Origin of the sequence: Nonomuraea sp. NPDC050328 (genome assembly GCF_044459405.1) — a bacterium.
GTDB lineage: Bacteria > Actinomycetota > Actinomycetes > Streptosporangiales > Streptosporangiaceae > Nonomuraea.
Genome location: NZ_JBITIW010000002.1, coordinates 830,230 through 843,936 on the forward strand (window position 1 = coordinate 830,230; position 13,707 = coordinate 843,936).

Annotated in this window: 14 protein-coding genes and 1 riboswitch; of the genes, 9 read left to right on the forward strand and 5 right to left on the reverse strand. The window is 71.3% G+C overall.

What is annotated here, in order from left to right; all coding sequences use genetic code 11:
• Positions 1-238 precede the first annotated feature (238 nt).
• Positions 239-1,546: a GH1 family beta-glucosidase gene (locus ACIBG7_RS10020; protein WP_397335810.1), complete on the forward strand. Its 1,308-nt coding sequence runs from the start codon at positions 239-241 to the stop codon at positions 1,544-1,546.
• Here ACIBG7_RS10020 and ACIBG7_RS10025 read toward each other — a convergent pair.
• Genes ACIBG7_RS10025 through ACIBG7_RS10045 form a run of 5 tightly spaced genes read right to left on the reverse strand, consistent with a single transcriptional unit; the run spans position 1,543 to position 7,317 of the window.
• Positions 1,543-2,535, reverse strand: a complete 993-nt coding sequence (locus tag ACIBG7_RS10025; RefSeq protein WP_357924307.1) for an ABC transporter ATP-binding protein — start codon at positions 2,533-2,535, stop codon at positions 1,543-1,545. The genes ACIBG7_RS10020 and ACIBG7_RS10025 overlap by 4 nt on opposite strands.
• A complete protein-coding gene (locus ACIBG7_RS10030) occupies positions 2,532-3,524 on the reverse strand; it encodes an ABC transporter ATP-binding protein (RefSeq protein WP_357924309.1) in 993 nt (330 codons plus the stop codon). The genes ACIBG7_RS10025 and ACIBG7_RS10030 overlap by 4 nt, the downstream gene beginning before the upstream one ends.
• 10 nt (positions 3,525-3,534) lie before the next feature.
• Positions 3,535-4,515 carry an ABC transporter permease gene (locus ACIBG7_RS10035; protein WP_397335811.1) on the reverse strand — a complete coding sequence of 327 codons (981 nt, stop codon included), beginning with the start codon at positions 4,513-4,515 and terminating at the stop codon, positions 3,535-3,537.
• A gap of 58 nt (positions 4,516-4,573) precedes the next feature.
• Positions 4,574-6,370 (reverse strand): ABC transporter substrate-binding protein, encoded by a 1,797-nt coding sequence (locus ACIBG7_RS10040; RefSeq protein WP_397335812.1) that lies wholly within the window; start codon positions 6,368-6,370, stop codon positions 4,574-4,576.
• Entirely contained in the window at positions 6,367-7,317 is a 951-nt protein-coding gene (locus ACIBG7_RS10045; RefSeq protein WP_357924315.1) for an ABC transporter permease, read from the reverse strand. The genes ACIBG7_RS10040 and ACIBG7_RS10045 overlap by 4 nt, the downstream gene beginning before the upstream one ends.
• Positions 7,318-7,590: 273 nt before the next feature.
• On the opposite strand from ACIBG7_RS10045, the gene ACIBG7_RS10050 reads away from it, so the two are divergent.
• The 8 genes from ACIBG7_RS10050 to ACIBG7_RS10085 all read left to right on the forward strand — a co-directional run bounded on the left by ACIBG7_RS10050 (position 7,591) and on the right by ACIBG7_RS10085 (position 13,660).
• A complete protein-coding gene (locus tag ACIBG7_RS10050; protein ID WP_357924317.1) occupies positions 7,591-8,397 on the forward strand; it encodes an oxygenase MpaB family protein in 807 nt (268 codons plus the stop codon).
• 84 nt (positions 8,398-8,481) lie between these two features.
• Positions 8,482-8,612, forward strand: a riboswitch (FMN riboswitch).
• 96 nt (positions 8,613-8,708) lie between these two features.
• Positions 8,709-9,827 carry a bifunctional diaminohydroxyphosphoribosylaminopyrimidine deaminase/5-amino-6-(5-phosphoribosylamino)uracil reductase RibD gene (ribD, locus tag ACIBG7_RS10055; protein WP_397335813.1) on the forward strand — a complete coding sequence of 373 codons (1,119 nt, stop codon included), beginning with the start codon at positions 8,709-8,711 and terminating at the stop codon, positions 9,825-9,827.
• Positions 9,827-10,414, forward strand: a complete 588-nt coding sequence (locus tag ACIBG7_RS10060) for a riboflavin synthase (protein WP_397335814.1) — start codon at positions 9,827-9,829, stop codon at positions 10,412-10,414. Before ribD ends, ACIBG7_RS10060 begins: the two co-directional genes overlap by 1 nt.
• Complete coding sequence (pnuC, locus tag ACIBG7_RS10065; RefSeq protein WP_357924322.1) at positions 10,411-11,064, forward strand: nicotinamide riboside transporter PnuC; 654 nt, start codon at positions 10,411-10,413, stop codon at positions 11,062-11,064. Before ACIBG7_RS10060 ends, pnuC begins: the two co-directional genes overlap by 4 nt.
• Positions 11,061-12,272 (forward strand): bifunctional 3,4-dihydroxy-2-butanone-4-phosphate synthase/GTP cyclohydrolase II, encoded by a 1,212-nt coding sequence (locus ACIBG7_RS10070; protein WP_397335815.1) that lies wholly within the window; start codon positions 11,061-11,063, stop codon positions 12,270-12,272. Before pnuC ends, ACIBG7_RS10070 begins: the two co-directional genes overlap by 4 nt.
• A complete protein-coding gene (gene ribH, locus ACIBG7_RS10075; protein ID WP_357924325.1) occupies positions 12,269-12,772 on the forward strand; it encodes a 6,7-dimethyl-8-ribityllumazine synthase in 504 nt (167 codons plus the stop codon). Before ACIBG7_RS10070 ends, ribH begins: the two co-directional genes overlap by 4 nt.
• Before the next feature lie 10 nt (positions 12,773-12,782).
• Positions 12,783-13,280 carry a PH domain-containing protein gene (locus ACIBG7_RS10080; RefSeq protein WP_397335816.1) on the forward strand — a complete coding sequence of 166 codons (498 nt, stop codon included), beginning with the start codon at positions 12,783-12,785 and terminating at the stop codon, positions 13,278-13,280.
• On the forward strand, positions 13,277-13,660 hold the full coding sequence (locus ACIBG7_RS10085) for a hypothetical protein (protein WP_357924329.1): 384 nt from the start codon (positions 13,277-13,279) through the stop codon (positions 13,658-13,660). Before ACIBG7_RS10080 ends, ACIBG7_RS10085 begins: the two co-directional genes overlap by 4 nt.
• Positions 13,661-13,707 lie beyond the last annotated feature (47 nt).

Sequence of the window (13,707 nt, forward strand, 5' to 3'; positions counted from 1 at the left end):
AGCTCGGCCGCCCGGCCGCGGTTCGCCCGCGCTCGCCGGACTCCGCCCGTCCGCTCGCCCTCGGGTCCGTCCGTGCTCGTGCCTGTGCTGCCGACTCGCGCCCGCTTGGCCCCGGTCTTCTATGCGGTGGGAAGTTGTGAAGGCGGGCGTGATCCTGTGTGGCGGGTGGGGCCTATCCGGGGAACAACTTGAAGGCTTAACATGAGAAGCGCTCACGTTGCCCCCAAAGGAGGCGTCGATGTCGCAGTTCCCCCCGTCGTTCGTGTGGGGCGTGTCCACCGCTGCCTTCCAGATCGAGGGCGCCACCAAGGAAGACGGCCGCGGTCAATCGGTCTGGGACACGTTCACCGCCCGCGAGGGGACCGTCCGTGACGGGCACACCGCGGAGCGGGCGTGCGACCACTACCACCGGCACCGCGAAGACGTGGCGCTGATGGCGGAGCTGGGGCTGACCGGGTACCGGTTCTCGATCGCGTGGCCGCGGGTGCAGCCCACGGGCAAGGGGACGCCCAACCAAAAAGGGCTGGCGTTCTACGACCGGCTGGTGGACGAGCTGCTGGAGCACGGGATCGCCCCCACCCCGACGTTGTTCCACTGGGACCTGCCACAGGCGCTGGAGGACGAGGGCGGCTGGATGGCCCGCGACACCGCGCTGCGCTTCGCGGAGTACGCGGCGATCGTCGGCGAGGCCTTGGGCGACCGGGTCCGGCGGTGGATCACGCTGAACGAGCCGTTCATCCACATGGCCTGGGGTTACGGCACCGGCGAGCACGCTCCGGGCCGGACGCTGCTGTTCGACTGCCTCCCGGTCGCCCACCACCAGCTCCTCGGGCACGGCCTCGCCGTACGGGCGCTGCGGGAGCACGGCGCGGCCGAGGTGATGATCTCCAACAACTGCACCCCGGTGCGGGCCTTCTCCAGCGAGGCCGCCGACCAGGAGGCCGCGCGGCAGTACGACATCCTGCACAACCGGCTGTTCACCGACCCGATCCTGCTGGGCGCCTACCCCGACCTGAGCGCCTACGGCTCGACGGAGGGGGTGGTGCGCGACGGCGACATGGAGATCATCGCCTCCCCGCTCGACGCGATCGGGATCAACTACTACAACCCCACCCTGATCGCCGCCCCCGCCGAGCCCGGTTTCCTGCCCTTCGAGGAGCGGCCGATCGAGGGCGTGCCGCGCACCGCCTTCGGCTGGCCGGTCGTCCCGGACGGTCTGCGCGAGCTGCTGACCGGCCTGAAGGCCCGCTATCCGAACCTGCCGCCGGTCTACATCACCGAGAACGGCTGCTCCACGGCCGAGGGCCTGGACGACCAGGAGCGCATCACCTTCCTCGACGGCCATCTCGCCGCCGTGGCGAGGGCCGTCGAGGAGGGCGTGGACGTGCGCGGGTACTACACCTGGACGCTCATGGACAACTTCGAGTGGGCCCAGGGCTACCACCAGCGCTTCGGCCTGGTCCACGTCGACCACGAGACGCAGGTCCGCACGCCGCGCGCCTCCTTCGCCTGGTACCGCGACTACATCGCCGCCCGGCGCGGCTAGTGCCGCAGGGCGGGGTCGAGCACCACGTCCCGCCCGTGCACGGTCGGCGCCTCGGGGAAGTGGCAGGCGGTCAGGTGGCCGTCGTCGTTGCCGGGCGTGCGCACCAGCGGCGGCTCCTCGGTGGCGCACCGCTCCTTCGCCTTCCAGCACCGGGTGCGGAAGCGGCAGCCGGAGGGCGGGTCCACCGGGGAGGGCACGTCGCCGGCCAGCCGGATGCGCTCGCGCGGCGGCGCGTCCACGTCGGCGTCCGGCACGGCCGACAGCAGCGCGTGCGTGTAGGGGTGGCGTGGCCGTTCGTACAGCGACACGCGGTCGCCGATCTCGACGATCTTGCCGAGGTACATGACCGCCACCCGCTGGGAGAAGTGCCGCACCACCGCCAGGTCGTGCGCGATGAACAGGAAGGCGATGCCCAGGTCGCGCTGGAGCCGCTGGAGCAGGTTCAGGACCTGAGCCTGGATGGAGACGTCCAGCGCCGAGACCGGCTCGTCGGCGATGATCAGCCGCGGTTCGAGTGCCAGCGCCCGCGCCACGCCGATGCGCTGGCGCTGGCCGCCGGAGAACTCGTGCGGGAAGCGGTTGATGTGCTCCGGGTTGAGCCCCACGATGTCCAGGAGCTCGCGGATCCGGTCGTCGGTCGGCTTGAGCCCGTTGACCTCCATCGGCCCGCGGATGATCGCGCCGACGGTGTGCCGGGGGTTCAGCGACGAGTACGGGTCCTGGAAGATCATCTGGATCTGCGCGCGGACCGGCTTCAGCGCCCGCCGGGAGGCGTGCGTGATGTCCTGGCCCTCGTACAGGATGCGGCCCGCGGTCGGCTCCAGCAGCCGCGCCGCCAGCCGCCCGGTGGTCGACTTGCCGCAGCCCGACTCGCCGACCAGCCCCAGCGTCTCGCCCGCGCCCACGCTCAGGTCCACCCCGTCCACGGCCCGTACGGCCAGCCCCCGGCGCAGCGGGAAGTGTTTGGTCACGCCCTGCAGGGTGATCATCGCAGTGCCGCCTTCTGGGTCAGGGTCAGGTAACAGGCGTCGGCGTGCCCCCGGTGCGGCGACAGCTCCGGCCGCTCCCCGGCACACATCCCCGGTACGGCCAGCGACACGAAGTCGCACCGCGGGTGGAAGGCGCATCCCTCCGGCACGTCGGCCAGGCTCGGCGGCGTCCCGCGCACCGGCTGCAGCGGCTCCTCCAGCGGCGAGTGCAGCCGGGGCAGCGAGTTGAGCAGCCCCCAGGTGTAGGGGTGGCGCGGCGAGCCGAGCACCTCCCGGGTGGTGCCGCGCTCGACCGCCCGGCCGGCGTACATGACCAGCACGTCGTCGGCGGTGGAGGCGACCACGCCCAGGTCGTGCGTGATGAGGATGATGGCCGTGCCGTACTGCTGCTGGATGTCCTTGAGCAGGTCGAGGATCTGGGCCTGGACGGTCACGTCGAGCGCGGTGGTGGGCTCGTCGGCGATGAGCAGGGCCGGGTCGCAGACCAGCGCCATCGCGATCATCGCGCGCTGGCGCATGCCGCCGGAGAACTCGTGCGGGTAGGCGTTCACCCGCAGCTCGGGCCGCGGGATGCCGACCCGCTGCAGCAGGTCGATCGCCCGTTCGCGCGCCTCGCGCTTGGAGGCGCCGGTGTGCTTGACGAACGACTCGCCGATCTGCCGCCCGATGGTGTGGAAGGGCGACAGCGAGCTGAGCGAGTCCTGGAAGACCATGGCCACGCGCCGGCCGCGGATGCGTTCCATCCGCGGTTCGGGCAGGGTCAGCAGGTCCTCGTCCTCCAGCCAGATCTGGCCGGACAGGGTGGTGTAGCGGGGGTCGTGCAGGCCGAGGACGGCCAGGCTGGTGACGGACTTGCCCGACCCGGACTCGCCGACGATGCCGAGGGTGCGGCCTCGCTCCAGGTCGAAGGACAGGCCGTTGACCGCGTGCACCACACCGTCCTCGGTGGCGAAGCGCACGTGCAGGTCGCAGACCGACAGGAAGCTCATGAAGGTCCTTTCACGCCAGCCGTACGCGGGGGTCGATCACGGCGTAGAGGGCGTCGACCACCAGGTTGGCCAGCACGATCGCGCCGGCGCCGATGACGGTGACGCCGAGCAGCATCGGCAGGTCGGTGTTGACGAAGGCCTGGACGGTCAGCTCGCCGAGGCCGTGGAAGCCGAAGGTGGACTCGGTGATGACCGCGCCGGTGAGCAGGACGCCGAGGTCGATGCCGACCTGCGTGACGATCGGGATCATCGCCCCGCGCCAGGCGAAGCGGAAGAAGCTCGCGCGCCTGGACAGGCCCTTGGCGCGTGCCGTACGGACGTAGTCCTCGCCGAGCTGCTCCAGCAGCATGGACCGGGTCAGCCGGGTGTAGTTGGCGTAGAAGATGATGGACAGCGCGAGCCAGGGGATGAGCAGCCCGACGAACCACTTGCCGGGACTGGCGGTGATGTCGGTGTAGGTGGGCCGGGGCAGGATGCCCAGGGTGTCGGAGAGCACGTAGACCAGCAGCGGGCCGACGAAGAAGATCTGCATCGCGCCGCCGACGTTGGAGGTGGAGGTGGCCACCGAGTCGAGCCAGGTGCCCCGGCGCGCGGCGGCCAGCATGCCCGCGCCCACGCCGACGGTCAGGATGATGATGATCGCGCCGGCGGTCAGCGAGATGGTCACCGGCAGCCGGTCGACGATGGTCTCCCGGATGAACTCCCCCTTGGCGAAGGAGTAGCCGAAGCACGGCGCCTCGCAGCGCCCGATGTCCGGGATGTCGCGCCCGGCGAAGATGCCCTGGATCCAGACCAGGAACTGCTGCCAGACCGGCAGGTCCATGCCCATCTGGTGGCGCAGGATGGCCAGGTTCTCCGGCAGGCAGAGCCGGCCGCAGAAGGCGCGGGCCGGGTCGCGGGGCAGGGCGTAGAAGAGCTGGAAGACCACGGCGGTGACGACCGTGACGATCACGGCCGCGCTGATCAGCCGGCGGATGAGGAAACGGATCACGAAGGCGCTCCGGTAAGGGAGGTCCCGGGGCACGCGGCCCCGGGACCGGCCTGTCAGGTCACTCGGCGACGAAGGCGGTCTTCAGGTTGGTGGAGCCCCACCAGTTGTCCATCTCCGCCCAGACCTTGGAGCCGCGCAGGTCGAGGTAGGTCAGGTAGAAGCCGGGGATGACCGCGGCCTGCTTGATCACCTGCTCGTCGATCTTGGACCAGGCCTCGCCGCGGGCCTCCGGGTCGGTGAGCTTGTTGGCCTCGTCGATCGCGGCGTTGACCGCCGGGTCGTTGAACTGCGAGTAGTTCGTCGAGCCCTCGGCGATGAGCCGGCCGTCGAACAGCGGCGCCATCACCGTGGAGCCGTCGGCCCAGTCGGCCGCCCAGCCGGAGCGGAAGACGTCGAAGCCGTTGTCGAGCTGGCCGACGGAGTCGTACCAGGTGCCGCTGTCGATCTTCTTGCCGACGTACTTGAAGCCCGCCTTGGTCAGCGCCTCCTGCACCAGCAGCGCGACCTTGCCGGGCAGCGGCGTGGAGCCGTAGGCGTAGACGATGGTCGGGTTGGGCTCGCCGGACTCCGCCAGCAGCTTCTTGGCCGCCTCGATGTCGCCCTCGGGGTTGTCGAGCTGGCCCCAGACGTCGAACTTGCGGAAGCCGGGCACCGTCGGGCTCATCATGGTGGAGGCGCGGTGGCCCCAGCCGGCGTCGCCGCCGCTGAGCTTGTGGATGGCCTCGATCGGCCAGGCCTTGATCAGCGCCTCGCGGACCTTCGGGTTCTTCACCCGGGAGGTGTTGATCACCCAGTAGTCGGTGAACGGGGTGTAGCCGGAGATCGAGCGCTTCATCAGCTCGCCGTCGGCGACCACCTCGGGGATGCGCTCCGAGCCCAGGCCGTTGATGCTGATCGTGGTCTGGTCGTCGCCGCTGTCGGCGATGAGCCGGTCGGTGGACTGCTGGGCGGTCACCCCGAACTCGAAGCGCCACTTGTCGGGGTAGGCGTTGCGGATCGGGTCGGTGGCCGGGTCCCAGTGCGGGTTGCGCTCCAGGTCCATCGACTTGTCACCGATGTGCGAGACGACCCGGTAGGGGCCGGAGGCGACCGGCTTCTTGTCGTAGTCCTTCTGCTTGGACTTGTCCATGGTGTGCTTCTTGGGCACGATGCCGTAGCCCGACATGGCCAGCGCCATGTTGAAGTCGGGGTGGGCGCTCTTCAGGTTGAAGACGACGGTCTTGGCGTCGGGCGTCTCGATGGTGTCCAGCCGCTTGCCGCTGTAGGCGCCCGGATAGGCCTTGCGGTAGTCGCCGTCGACCAGCCACTGCTGCACGTAGGTCGGGCCCTGGTTGATGATCGGGTCGTAGAGGCGCTCGAAGCTCCACTTGACGTCCTCGGAGGTGACGGGCTCGCCGTCCTCCCACTTGACGCCGTCCTTCAGCTTGAAGGTCCAGGTCTTGCCGCCGTCGGTGGTCGTGCCGGTGTCGGCCGACAGGTCGCCGACGACCAGCACGTCGCCGTTGCGGAGCTGCTTGTAGCCCATCAGGCCGCGGTTGATCAGCTCGCTGGCCTGGGCGTTGTTGGAGACGTAGATCTGGCCCGGGTCGAGGTGGGAGAAGTCGCTGGAGGCGATCACCCGCACCGTGCCGCCCTTCTTGCTCCCCGGCACCTCGATGGCCGGTCCCTGCGAGTCCTGGGGGGTGCCGGCCTTGACCTTCGCCTGCTTGGACTCGCCGGCCTGCGTCGGCATCGCCACGGAGGGGGACTGCGAGGCCTGCCCCGGTGCGGACCCGCCCGCACCTCCCTTGGCACAGCCCGTCAGCACTAACGCGCCGGCGGCGAGCACCGCCAGGGCTCGTCGATTCACCGTCATGATGTCCTTCCGGATTTCGGGTCGAGAGCGTCGCGGACGGCGTCGCCCATGAGGTTGAAGGAGATGATGAAGATCACCATGGCGAGTCCCGGCCACAGCAGGTACGGGAAGTCCAGGTGGTAGTACTGCACGCCCTCCTGGAACATGCGCCCCCAGTCGGGCACGTCCGGGCCCAGGCCGACGCCGAGGAAGCCGAGCCCGGCCTCCACCCCGACCAGCGCCGGCAGGATGCCCGTGGCCAGCACGATGATCGGCGACCACAGGTTGGGCATGATCTCGCGGAAGATGATCCGCCTCGGTGAGGCCCCGCTCACCTTCGCGGCCTCCACGAACTCCCGCTCGCGCATCGAGAGCACCTGCGAGCGCAGGATGCGGGCCGATCCCATCCAGCCCAGCGCGATCAGCACGATGCACAGGGTGGTGAAGCGGAGCGAGTTGGGCGTGGCCTCCTCCGGATCCACCAGCATCGCGTCCACCACCGGCACCAGCGCGATGAGGAAGAGCTGCCCCGGGAAGGCGAGCAGCACGTCGATCACCCGGCTGATCCAGTAGTCGGTCCTGCCGCCGACGTAGCCGGCCGTGATGCCCAGGGTGATGCCCATGAGCATCACGCCCAGCGTCGCGATCAGCGCGATCGTCAGCGAGGTCCGGATGCCGAACACGAGTTGCATGAACACGTCACGGCCGAGCCCCGGTTCGATCCCGAGCCAGAATTCCGCGCTCATTCCGCCGGTCGGCGGCGGCGGATATCCGCTCGCGTCGAGCAGTTTGTAGCCGTAGCGTTCCTCGGCGTTCTTGCCGTAGAGCCACGAAATCAGCGGCGCTCCGGCGGCGATCAGGAAATAGCACGCGACCACTAATGAGCAGGCGACGCCGACCTTGTTGCGTTTGAAGCGGCGCCAGGCGATCTGGCCGGGTGAGCGTCCGGCCAGGGGAACGGTAGCCATCGAGCTCCCTGCGGGAAAAGGGGAATGCATCGCACGATGGCATTCGGCGCCGACCGCTGACAATAGCGCCGAATTTTCGTTGTAAAAGGTGGATCGAAATGTTCTGCGCGCGGCGTTGACCCGGGAATGCCGATGAATCAGGATGTGCGGGAGTCGGGTTTTGTGTTTCACGGATTCGTGACACGCCCATTACCTGCCCAAGGCAACGTCCGCGTTCTGTGACGCTACGCGGATCGTAGTGTGATCTGGCGCGGGACGGGGTAGACCCTCCTCGTGGACCACGGTCTGTTCGGCCCGGGATCGATCACCTGGCGGGTGATGGGGGAGCCGATCCTGGTCGTCGGCGGCTTCCGCGCCCTGCTCATGCAGGGCCTGCACCCCCTGGCCATGCGCGGCGTCCTGCAGAACTCCTCCTTCATGGACCCGCGGGAGGCCTGGTCGCGCTTCGTGCGCACCACCGAGTTCGTCCGCGTCCGCACGTACGGCACGCGGGCCGAGGTCGAGGAGGCCGGCCGCCGGGTGCGCCGGATCCACGCGACGCTCACCTTCACTGACCCCGACACCGGCCGCACCCACCGCCTGGACGAGCCCGAGGCGCTGCGCTGGGTGCACGTCGGCGAGGTCGACTCCTACCTGTCGGTCGCCCGCCGGGCCGGCGTCCGGCTCACCGACGCCGAGGCCGACCGCTTCGTGCTGGAGTGGCAGGCCGCCGCCGAGGTCGTCGGCCTCGATCCCGGCTCGGTGCCGGCCAGCGTGGCCGAGCTCCGGGCCTGCATCGACGCCTACCGGCCCGGCCTGCGCCTGGTCCCCGAGGCCGAGCATCCGCTGCGCCTGGCGCTCAGCGCGCCGCTCCCGCTCCGGTTGACGCCGCTGCGCCCCCTGCTGCCCGCGGTGACCGTGCTCGCCTTCGCCACCCTGCCGCGCTGGGCCCGCCGCCGGTACGGCCTGCCCGCCACCCCGGTCGGCGACCTGTGGGCGAGCGCCACCCTGCGCACGCTGCACGCGGGGCTGCATCTCGTGCCCGCCCAGATGCGCTACAGCCCCGACGCCCGCCGGGCCCGCCGGCTCACCGCCGCTTGACCAAGTTACCGCTTGGTAGCAACAATGGGCAGGGTGGTCACGACCGGCTTTCGCGGCGTGGCACACTGGTAGGAAGAACAGAGCTAGCGTGCTCCGGGGTCGGTGAAAGTCCGAACCGGCGGTGACAGTCCGCGACCCGGCCGATGCCATCGGCCGGTTGACCCGGTGGAATTCCGGGACCGACGGTTAAAGTCCGGATGGGAGGAAGCGCGCGGGTGTCCGGGCTGTCCTAGGCCGGGCGCCTCTGTGGTGCGTACGCGCCTGCCGTAAAACCCCCGGGGCTGCTCCTTGCGAACGAGGAGGTCCACGGGGTGCACCCGCCGGACGCCGCCCACATGGCCCGGGCCGTCGAACTCGCCGCGCTCGGCCGCGGCCGCACCAGCCCCAACCCGGTCGTCGGCTGCGTCGTCCTCGACGCCTCCGGCCAGGTCGCCGGCGAGGGATTCCACGCCAAGGCCGGCGGCCCGCACGCCGAGATCGCCGCCCTCGCCGCCGCCGGACCCCGCGCCCGGGGCGGCACCGCCTACGTCACCCTCGAACCCTGCGCGCACACCGGGCGCACCGGGCCCTGCGCCGGCGCCCTGATCGAGGCGGGGCTGGCCCGGGTCGTCTACGCCGTGCCCGACCCCAACCCCCGGGCGGCCGGCGGCGCGGCACGGCTCCGCTCGCACGGCCTCGCCGTCGAGTCCGGCCTGCTCGCCGAGGCCGCCGAGGCGGTGAACCGGGAGTGGCTCACCTTCGCCCGGCTCGGCCGCCCGCACGTCACCTGGAAGTACGCCGCCACCCTCGACGGCCGCTCCGCCGCCGCCGACGGCACCAGCCAGTGGATCACCTCGCCCGAGGCCCGGGCCGACGTCCACCGGCTGCGCGCCGCCTCCGACGCCGTCGTCGCCGGCATCGGCACCGTCCTCGCCGACGACCCCCGCCTCACCGCCCGCCCCGCCACCCCCCTGGATGGGACGCCTCCGCTTCGGGTGGTCGTCGACTCCAGCGCCAAGACCCCGCCGGCCGCCCGCGTGCTGGACGGCGAGGCCCCGACCCTGCTCGCGGTCGCCCGCGACGCCGACACCGCCGCCCTGCCCGGCGGCACCGACCTCGTCCGCCTCCCGCGCGCCGAAGGCGGCCTCGACCTGCCCGCGCTCCTGCACGAACTGGCCCGCCGCGAGATCGTCACCGTCTTCCTGGAAGGCGGAGCGACCCTCGCCGGTTCCTTCCTGAGGCAAGGGCTGATCGACCGGGTCGTCGCCTACCTGGCGCCGGCGTTCCTGGGAGCGGGAGCGGCGGCACTGGGGGAGGCGGGCGTGGCGACGATCGCCGAGGCGCACCGCTGGAGCTTCACCGACTGCACCCCCCTCGGCCCCGACCTGCGGATCACCGCGGAGCCGGCGGCCCACCGACCCGCAACCCCGCACCACCCCAAGGAGCGCTGATGTTCACCGGCATAGTCGAGGAGCAGGGCGAACTGGTCGCCCTCGAACCCCTGGGCGACTCCGCCCGCCTGACCGTCCGCGGCAAACTCGTCACCGAGGACGCCGGGCACGGCGACTCGATCGCGGTCAACGGCGTCTGCCTGACCGTGGTCGCCGTCGAGGGCGAGGAGTTCACGGTCGACGTGATGAGGGAGACCCTGGAGCGCAGTTCCCTGGGCTCGCTCGAGACCGGCTCCAAGGTCAACCTGGAGCGTGCCGTACGGGCCGACCAGCGCCTGGGCGGCCACATCATGCAGGGCCACGTGGACGGGGTGGGCACGATCGTGCACCGCGTCCCCGGCGAGCGGTGGGAGGACGTGCGCATCTCCCTGCCGCCGCAGTTGAACCGCTATGTCGTGGAGAAGGGGTCGATCGCGGTCGACGGGGTCAGCCTGACCGTCACCACGGTCGACGAGGACGGCTTCGGCGTCAGCCTCATCCCCACGACGCTCGCCCTGACCACGCTGGGCGCCCGGCAGCCCGGCGACCCGGTCAACCTGGAGGTCGACGTGATCGCGAAGTATGTCGAGAAGCTGGTGACCCGATGAACTGGGCGGAGGCGGGCTTCCACCTGTTCGGCGTGAAGGTCCTCTGGACCGACCTCGTCGGCAGCCTGGCGGCGCTGGTGCCGGTGTTCCTGGCCATGCGCAAGTCCATCTGGAACTGGCCCATCCAGTTCGTGGGCGCGATCCTGCTGCTCATCGCCTACGCCAACGCCCACCTGACCGGCAGCGCGCTGAAGAACGCGATGATGGCCATCCTGGCGATCTACGGCTGGTGGAAGTGGCACCAGGGCACCCAGGGCGACCAGGAGCTGGTGATCCGCCAGGCCACGCCGCGCGAGCGGACCGGGCTGATCGCCGCGGTGGTCGGCGGGACGGCGGTCTTCGGCGTCTTCCTCTACCTGACCGGCCTGTCGTGGGGCGCGCACGCCCCGGCGCCGGAGAGCTACTTCCTGGTCGCCGCGGACGCCTACATCTTCGTCGGCGGCGCGGTGGCGACCTACGCGATGAGCAAGGCCCTGGTCGACTTCTGGATCATCTGGCTGCTCGTCGACCTGGTCGGCGTGCCGCTGGCCTTCAAGTCCGGCCTGTACTTCAACGGCTCGGTGTACGCGATCTTCTTCGTGATGGTCCTGTACGGCTTCGCCAACTGGCGCAAGCAGTCGCGCCTGACCCAGGAGGCGGTGGCCAAGTGAGCGCCGACCCCATCCGGCTCGACTCCATCGAGCGCGCCATCGCCGACATCCGCGACGGCCGCCCGGTCATCGTGGTCGACGACGAGAACCGCGAGAACGAGGGCGACATCGTCTTCGCCGCCGCCAAGGCCACCCCGGAGCTGCTGGCCTTCACCATCCGGCACACCAGCGGGGTGATCTGCGTGCCGATGGAGGGCCGCGAGCTCGACCGCCTCGGCCTGCCGCTCATGGTCCACCAGAACCGCGAGCGGCTGCGCACGGCCTACACGATCAGCGTGGACGCCCGCGACGGCGTCACCACCGGCATCTCGGCCGGCGACCGCGCCCGGACCATCCGCGCCCTGGCCGACTCGGCCACCGAGCCGCAGGAGCTGATCCGCCCCGGCCACATCTTCCCGCTGCGCTACCAGCCGGGCGGGGTGCTGGTCCGGCGCGGCCACACCGAGGCCGCGGTGGACCTGGCCAGGCTCGCCGGGCTGAGCCCGGCCGGCGCGATCGCCGAGATCGTCAACGACGACGGCACCATGGCCCGGCTGCCGGAGCTGCGCGTCTTCGCCGACGAGCACGGCCTGGCGCTGGTCTCCATCGAGCAACTCGTCGACCACCGCCGCCGCACCGAGCAGATGGTCACCCGCGTCGCTCAGACGCGGCTGCCGAACCGGCACGGCACCTGGCAGGCCTACGGCTACGCCAGCGCCCTCGACGGCGGCGAGCACGTCGCCCTGGTGCTCGGCGACCTGGAGGGCGGCGAGAACATCCTGGTCCGCGCGCACTCCGAATGCCTGACCGGCGACGTCTTCGGCTCGCTGCGCTGCGACTGCGGCGTGCAACTGGAACACGCCATGGCGGCCATCGCCGCCGAGGGCCAGGGCGTGGTCGTCTACCTGCGCGGGCACGAGGGCCGGGGCATCGGCCTGCTGGCCAAGCTCCGGGCCTACAGCCTCCAGGACACCGGCAGCGACACCGTCGACGCCAACCTGGAGCTCGGCCTGCCGGTCGACGCCCGCGAGTTCTCCAACGCCGCCCAGATCCTGGCCGACCTGGGCGTCAAGTCGATCCGGCTGCTCACCAACAACCCGGCCAAGCTGCGCGGCATGGACGGCTACGGCATCAAGGTGCTGGGCCGCGAGCCGATGCCGGTGGCCGTCAACCCGTACAACGAGAAGTACCTGGCCGCCAAGCGCGAACGATTGGGGCACCACACATGAGCGGAGCAGGACGGCCGGCCGCCGCGGCGGTCGAGGCCGAGGGGCTGAGCGTCGGCATCGTGGCCGCCTCCTGGCACGCCGAGATCACCGACCAGCTCGTCGCGCGTGCCGTACAGGCGTGTGCCGACAGCGGCGCCACCGCCACGGTGGTGCGGGTGCCGGGGTCGCTGGAGATCCCGGTGGTCGCGCAGGCGCTGGCCCGCACGCACGACGCCGTGGTCGCGCTGGGCGCGGTGATCCGGGGGGAGACGGCCCACTTCGACTACGTCTGCGACTCGGTCACCTCGGGGCTGACCCGCGTCTCGCTCGACGAGCGCAAGCCGGTCGGCAACGGCGTGCTCACCTGCGAGAGCATGGAGCAGGCGGTGGCCCGTTCCGGCGTGCCGGGCAGCAGCGAGGACAAGGGGTACGAGTCGGCCGTCGCCGCGCTGGAGACCGCCCTGGTCCTGCGGGGTCTGGGGGCGGTGGCCGCCACCGGCCCCGGCCCGCGCACCCTGTAGGTTTGCCTGCGTGAGAGCTCCCGAGCTGCCGGTCACCTGGCGCCCGCGCCGCACCCGGCTGGTCGCGTACGGCTTCGCCGTCGTGATCATGGCGGGCGCGGTGGTGCTGGCCCTGCTGATGGGCGAACCCTGGACCTGGGGCGACCGGATCGCGCTGATCCTCTTCGCCGCCCTGGTCTGCGGTCTGCTGCACCTGCTCGCCCGGGTCCGGATCGTCGCCGACCGGCAGGGCCTCACCCTGGTCAACGCGGTCCGCACCCACCGCCGCTCCTGGGCCGAGGTGGTCGACGTCGGCATGGCCGAGGGCGACCCCTGGCCCAAGATCGACTTCTCCGACGGCACGACCGTCGGCGCGATGGGCATCCAGGGCTCGGAGAAGGCCGCGGCCCACCGCGCGCTGGCCGAGCTGGAAGCGCTCATCCACCAGCACGCCGAGGCCCCCGGCGGCCCGGACGACATCCCTCCGCACGACACCCCTTCGCACGACACCAAGGAAGACCCCGCATGAGCAACTCCCTCGACCTGTCCGCCTGGCCCCTGGTCCAGGCCGCCCAGGCCGGGCGCATGACACTGGACGACGCGGCCGAGCTGGAGACGGGCATGCGCGCCCTGCTCGCCCGCGCCCAGGCCGAGAACCGCCGCTTCGCCCTCGTCGTCGACCAGCGCGAGCGCCGCGCCCCGGAGAAGGGCGCCCTGGAGGGCGTGCACGCCTTCTGGGACGCGCACGCCGAGGAGATCGCCACCTGGTGCCTGGCCTACGCCAGCGTCGTGGCCACCCCCGACCTGGCCGCCCTCGTCGTCAACCCGGGCCCCGGCGGCCTGGTGGTCTTCGGCACCACCGACCACGAGGAAGCCGTCTCCTGGGCCAAGGAGCGCCTGGCCGCCTGACCCCGCCCCTGCGAGCCCGCCGGGCGTGGAACCTGGCGCTCCGGGCT

Coding starts and splice junctions, on each gene's coding strand:
- ACIBG7_RS10020 (WP_397335810.1), top strand. CDS start 239: ATGTCGCAGTTCCCCCCGTCGTTCGTGTGGGGCGTGTCCACCGCTGCC.
- ACIBG7_RS10025 (WP_357924307.1), bottom strand. CDS start 2,535: ATGATCACCCTGCAGGGCGTGACCAAACACTTCCCGCTGCGCCGGGGG.
- ACIBG7_RS10030 (WP_357924309.1), bottom strand. CDS start 3,524: ATGAGCTTCCTGTCGGTCTGCGACCTGCACGTGCGCTTCGCCACCGAG.
- ACIBG7_RS10040 (WP_397335812.1), bottom strand. CDS start 6,370: ATGACGGTGAATCGACGAGCCCTGGCGGTGCTCGCCGCCGGCGCGTTA.
- ACIBG7_RS10045 (WP_357924315.1), bottom strand. CDS start 7,317: ATGGCTACCGTTCCCCTGGCCGGACGCTCACCCGGCCAGATCGCCTGG.
- ACIBG7_RS10060 (WP_397335814.1), top strand. CDS start 9,827: ATGTTCACCGGCATAGTCGAGGAGCAGGGCGAACTGGTCGCCCTCGAA.
- pnuC (WP_357924322.1), top strand. CDS start 10,411: ATGAACTGGGCGGAGGCGGGCTTCCACCTGTTCGGCGTGAAGGTCCTC.
- ribH (WP_357924325.1), top strand. CDS start 12,269: ATGAGCGGAGCAGGACGGCCGGCCGCCGCGGCGGTCGAGGCCGAGGGG.
- ACIBG7_RS10085 (WP_357924329.1), top strand. CDS start 13,277: ATGAGCAACTCCCTCGACCTGTCCGCCTGGCCCCTGGTCCAGGCCGCC.